At 69.8% G+C, this 5,741-nt stretch carries 4 protein-coding genes; all 4 read right to left on the bottom strand.

The features are described 5' to 3' along the window. Nucleotides 1–529: 529 nt before the first annotated feature. Nucleotides 530–1,852, bottom strand: a complete 1,323-nt coding sequence (locus ABD211_RS15340) for a cellulose binding domain-containing protein (protein ID WP_344131335.1) — start codon at nt 1,850–1,852, stop codon at nt 530–532. 157 nt (nt 1,853–2,009) lie between these two features. Further along, a complete protein-coding gene (locus ABD211_RS15335; RefSeq protein ID WP_344131332.1) occupies nt 2,010–2,954 on the bottom strand; it encodes a PaaX family transcriptional regulator in 945 nt (314 codons plus the stop codon). 36 nt (nt 2,955–2,990) lie between these two features. Then, entirely contained in the window at nt 2,991–4,622 is a 1,632-nt protein-coding gene (locus ABD211_RS15330; RefSeq protein ID WP_344131329.1) for a CocE/NonD family hydrolase, read from the bottom strand. 269 nt (nt 4,623–4,891) lie between these two features. Continuing rightward, a partial coding sequence (locus ABD211_RS15325; protein WP_344131326.1) for a glycoside hydrolase family 6 protein occupies nt 4,892–5,741 on the bottom strand: 850 nt, incomplete at its 5' end.

Genomic DNA, 5,741 nt, shown 5'->3' with positions numbered 1-5,741 from the left:
GCGTTGGTGGCCACCACGGTGCCGGTAACGGCCAGCGCCACGGCGCTGACCGCACCGATGAGCAGCCGCAGGCGGCGTCTGCGGTTGGTGCGAGGGACGGGGACGTCGCTCATGTACGTGCTTCCTCCTGGTGGGGGGTGGCAGCCGTTGGGGGGACAACGGAACAGACACCCGTATATGTTGATCCTTTTCGATCAACTATCGAAATTTTCTGGCCGGAACCCTCGAAGGGTGTGCCCCGGTGTGCTGTCGTCGCGGTCCGACCCGAATCACCCGGACCCATCCCCGAGTGGTGCCATGAGCGTGCGCGTGGCGGAATCGCGACGTCGAAAACTTTCGATAATCGACTGATTGTCACTTAGCTTTACGGCAGTAGCCCTAACTGTCAAGCGTCGACCGTGAATGCCGCGGCAGGCGAGCTTCTGCGCTGGCCCGGGCCCGCGCACGGCAACCCGCCGTGCCCCCGGCCCGGTCATCGGGCGGCGGCACGGCGGGTGGGCGCGGGCGTCCGCGTTACACCACAGTGGCGTCAGAGGGTGAGGTTCTTCTGCTGAACCTGCCACTGCGTGCCGCACAGGCCGCAGTTCGACCCGACGAACGCCCTACCGGAGGTCTGGTCCCCCTTCAGGCGCCACTTCAGGTAGAGCACCATCACGCGACCGAACTCGCCACCGTTGGTCTGGTCGTACGTGCCGCCGTGGCCGACGTTCAGGTTGCCCATGAACGCGGGCAGTCCCGACGGGAGCTTGCCCCAGTCGTCCATGGCGTTGGGGTAGGCGATGTCGCTGGAACCACCGATGAAGTACGCGATCGGCTTCGTCAGTCGCCTGAGCTGGTAGTCGTTGGCGTCGTTGAGCAGTCCGCTGGAGAAGATGGCCGTCGTGGTGACGCGCGGGTCGTTGGATACCTCGTACGCCTCCAGGCCGCCGCAGGAGAAGCCCGCCACAGCGATCTTGCTGGTGTCGAGGCGGCCGTAGTACTTGCTGCCCTGACGCGCGTTCTCGGCAACCGCCCAGTCCATCGACTGGGTCAGCCACGATGCCGTCGACGAGCCGGAGCCGTTGGGGCTGCCGTTGGCGATCACCAGGAACCCGTGCGACGCGATCTCCCGCAGGAAGTTGAAGGCCGAAAGCCCATTGGCCGAGCAGGCGCCCTGCGACCACGCCAGGATCGGCATCTTCTCGCAGGGAAGGCTGTCCGGCCGGTAGATCGTGTGGTTGGCCAGCGAGTTGGACGTCTCGTAGCCCGCCGGGTACGGACCCGAGCCGCCGCCGGTACCGGGTTGCCGGGTGCACGGGACGGCGGAGGTGGGACCGGCGGAGGTGGGACCGGCGGTGGTGGGGCGAGCGCTGGTGGGACCGGCGGTGGTCGGACCGGCGGTGGTGGGGCCAGCGGTGGTGGGACCGGCTGTCGTGGGGGCGCCGGTCGTGGTCACCGAGCCCGTACAGGCGGTGCCGTTGAGCGCGAAGTTCGTGGGCACGGGGTTGGCGCCGTTCCACGCGCCGTTGAAACCGAACCCGGTGCTCGCACCGGTGGCGATGGTGCCGTTGTAGCTGACATTGGTGACGGTAACCTGCGACCCCGACTGGGTGTGGGTCCCGTTCCAGAGCTGGGTGATCGTCTGCCCGGCGCCGAACGACCAGGTGAGCCGCCAGCTCGTGACGGGGTCGCCGAGGTTGGTGATGGTGACGTTCGCGCCGAACCCGCCCGGCCAGCTGCTGGACACGGCGTAGGTGACACGGCAGCCGGCGGCGGCCTCGGCGGCAGTCGTGACGACAACCGCCCCGGCTGCCAACGCCAGGCCGGCCACACCGGCCGTGACGTATCGGGATCGGAAGCGGGGGTACTTCATTGCGTTCCTCCGTGAGGGAACGGGCATCGATGATTGCAGTTATGTTTGCTCCCGTTATAGAAACTGTCAAGGAGCTGGGTCGAAAGCTTTCGGGACCGGGCGGATCGGCCCTCACCGGGCGTGCCGGTCCGCCGAGGACGTCACGGTGCCAGCGGGACTACCGGGCGCCGGCGGGACGACCGGGCATGGGAGCCGCCGCCAGGCGGAAATGGGTGACCCAGGATGCGGCGGCCGGCCAGTAGGGCGTGGTGATCTCAACGAGCCTGGACGCGGCGAGCGGGCCGAGCGTCGCATGGATGTCGAGAAAGATCTCCCGGGCGCGCGGGCGGGGCCACGGCGTGGGCAGCAGGTGCTCGGGCAGGTCGGGGTCCACGAGGACAAGCGACCGCCAGGAGTCCATCACCGAGGTACGGACGATGAACGCCCGCGCCGCGTCGACCTCACCGGCGTGGACGGCCGCGCGCAGCTCACGGTACTCGTCGATGAAGTTCTGGTAGGCCACCGCCAGACCGTCCAGGTCGTATGCCGCGGCCGGCCCGTGCGGGCCCGCCTCGTCGTCGAACCGGGCGCAGACGACCGACCACCGGGCGTGGGCGACGTCGCTCAGGACGTCGGCCATCGCGCGGCTGGCCGCCCGCGTGTCGCGCCCGGGCCTCATCCACACGCTGTCGTACAGCCGCACGAACCCGAGCGAGCTCAGCGTCCTGCGGACGCTGTGGCGGTGCGCCTGCCCCGGCTCCGGAAGCGAGAACGCGACAACCGTCCAGTCGCCGGTCCACTCCGGCGGCTCGGCGCCGAAGGTCAGGAACCGGCGCAGGTACGCGCGATGGCTGGCCATCGCCTGCGGCGTGACGTGGTACGTCACCCGCCGACCGGGCCGGCGGGCCGCGATCAGACCACGTCGGGCCAGCCTGGACAGCGCGGACCGCGCGCTCGACTCGCTGATGCCGAACTCCCCCAGCATCGCGACCACGGCCGCCGACGGCAGATCGGCGTCCGGGGAGTCGAAGTACTCACCGAGCAGGGTCGCCAACAGGTGCTGGGGATTCTGACCGGCCTGGGCTCTCGGGATGTCGACACCATCCGGTCCTTGGCCGCGCATCCCATCAGCTTGCACCACCGGGCCGACGCCCGGCGGTCAGGACTCCCGTATCGGCAGGTCGATCCGGGACGGGTGGCCCGTCCCGTGGGAGATCTCCTGCTCAGCGCGAACGGTGACGGCCGCCGTGGCGGCGGGTTGGCCGGTTCCGGGGTTGCGGGCATAGCGCGGGTGCGCGCCGGAGCTGACCTGCACGCCGATACGGTGACCGGCCGCGAACTCATGGAACGAGGGCCACAACGGCACCTCGACCTCGACGAAGCCGTCGTCGTCGGGGCGCGGGTCGGTGGCCGAGGTGCCCACGCTGCCGATGCGGCGGATGCCGTCGCACACGGTCATGGAGCGTCCGTCGGGGTGCACGTCGCACACGCGGACGAACACGTCGGCGCTGGCGGCCGTGGACCGGAACCGGATCCGGGCGACGGGCTCACCCGCGATGACGACCGCGCGCTCCAACGGTGCGCTGCGGAAGACGGTCACGTCGGGCCGACGTTCGTGGGCGCTGTTGTCGACCGGCCCGGCGTCCGCACCGAGACCGGGTCCGCCGACGGCAGGGGTGGGCTGGTCGGGATCGTAGGTGTAGCGGGTGCTGCCGCCGCCCGGCAGGGCCGGGTCGAGCAGTCCGGATTCGTGCAGGTGCCACGGCCGGGTCGCGGTCCCGGGCGGTGGCCACGCGGGCAGGTCGTGCCACTGTCCGGCGCCTGTGAGAAAGGCGCGCACGGGCGCTTCACGGGTGCCGGGCACGCCCGCGAAGTGTTCCTTCAGGAACGCCACGGACTCGACGACGAACGGGTTCTGCGCGCTCGCGTGGCCCCACGGGCCGATCGTCAGCCGGGGCGGTCGGCCGGCCGCGACGAGCTGCGCGTAGGTGCGCAGCTGCCACGGCAGGAAGATGTCGTACCAGCCGGTGGCCATGTACACGGGCGCGGTCACGTCGGGCACCGACGCGGCATGCGACTGCCGGGTCCAGTACTCGTCGGTGAGCTTCTCGTGGGCGAGCCAGTCCTGGTACCAGCTGATCGGGCGGCCCGCCACGACCGCGTCGCCGCGCGACAGCGGCAGCGTGTCGAAGGCGGCGGCGAGCTTCCGGTCGGGCCGCAGCGCGAGCCGGGCCCTGACCAGCACGCCCCGCAGGCCCTTCAGGTCCATCATGCGCGACCAGCCGAGCGCGTTGCCCAGCGAGAAGGCGCCGTTGTCCCAGGTGAACGCGCCGAAGTCGGGCATCGTGACGTTCAGGCAGAGCGCGTCGGGGGCGTTGTCGGGGTCCTCGCGCCGCATCCGTCCGGCCACGGCCCACTGGGTGTACCCGAGGTAGCTCTCCCCGAAGGTCGCGACGGTGCCGGTGAACCACGGCTGGCGGCGTACCCACCGGTGGGTGGCCATGCCGTCGCGTTGCTCGTCGAGCTGCGGCACGAAGGTGCCGCCCGACCCGCAGGTGCCCCGGCAGCTCTGCACCAGGACGGTGAACCCCTCGCGGGCCAGCTCCGGTGCGTGCGTGAGCCCGGCGTCGCGCCCGTACGGCGACCGGACGACGATCGTGGGCAGCGGCGGGTCCACCGCGCCGGTCGGCACGTACAGGTCGGCAATGAGGTCGACGCCGTCGTCCATCGGCACGCGCAGTTTGCGCCGCACCGTGAACCCGTACCGACCTGAGGTCTCTGTGCTGGTCATCTCGATAGACCAACCATTTACCAGAGACCCCGTCGTAGATCCAACGTGACAGACGCCACCGGCGCGGGTCGGTGTGGCCCGACCGGACAGCGTGATGCGGCCCGGCGGGGTGTGCCAGACCCCGCCGGGCCGCCCTACTTCCCCGATGGACCGGGGAGGAGCCGAGGGAAGTGGTGGACAGTGGGAGCCAACCACCGCAACCGTCGGCTACCGAAGCGGTGGTCGCGGCCAGTGGGAGCCGCGCCATCGCCGGTCTGTGCCGGTGCCTGTTACGACAGCGGCGGGTAGGCGTTGGCCATGAGCTCACGGAACTGGGCCGAGAACCACGAACCCGAGATCGGGGCGTTGGGCAGGGCGCCGGTCATGCTGTTGCCGTTGCGCTCGTTACCGGTGTACGTCGGGTCGCACATCCGGTCGAAGCCCTTGCCGTCGCTGTTCTCGATCAGCGAGGACGAACCGTCGGACTCACCCGGCGGCTTGATCCACACGTAGGCGTCGATGCCCGAGGCTGGCGCCGCCTTGGGCCGCTCGCCCAGACCCGCACCCGACTGGTTGCACCAGTTGCCGGCGTGGATACGCCGGTCGATACGACCACCGTTGACGTAGGCGTCCACCGACGTCGTCGGGCCAGCAGCCGTCGGACGCGACGAGCCACCCCAACCGTTACGGCTGGTGTCGATGATCATACCGATGCTCGACGGGAAGCCCTTGCTGATCAGCTGGGTGCGGAACGCCTGCGCGAAGGTCAGCTCGTCCACGTACTGGTTCCAGTCGATCCACTTCGCCTGGCGGACCGACGTGCCGTTCACCGTGTCGGTGATCTTCACGTACGGCTCGGTCAGCGCGGAGTAGTTCGCCGTGTTGGTGATGAAGCCGGCCACGTTGTTGACCGAACCCGACTTGACCGCGGTGGAGTACATGAGCTCCGCCGTCGGGCCCGAGTTGGAGTCCCAACCGATCCAGCCGTGGTGCGCCGCGTCGACGTAGTTGTAGACGTTGCTGTACGCACCCAGCTTGTTCAGCGCGTACGCGATGCCGTCCACGTAGGCACCGTTGGACTTCATCGTGGCGCAGGCCGCGAGGTTGGTGTTCGTCACCAGGTTCGGCAGCGAGTCGACC

The sequence above is a fragment of the Luedemannella flava genome (genome assembly GCF_039528515.1).
Lineage (GTDB): Bacteria > Actinomycetota > Actinomycetes > Mycobacteriales > Micromonosporaceae > Luedemannella > Luedemannella flava.
The sequence above is the reverse complement of the archived record's forward strand: the minus strand, read 5'-3'. Positions and strand labels throughout refer to the sequence as shown.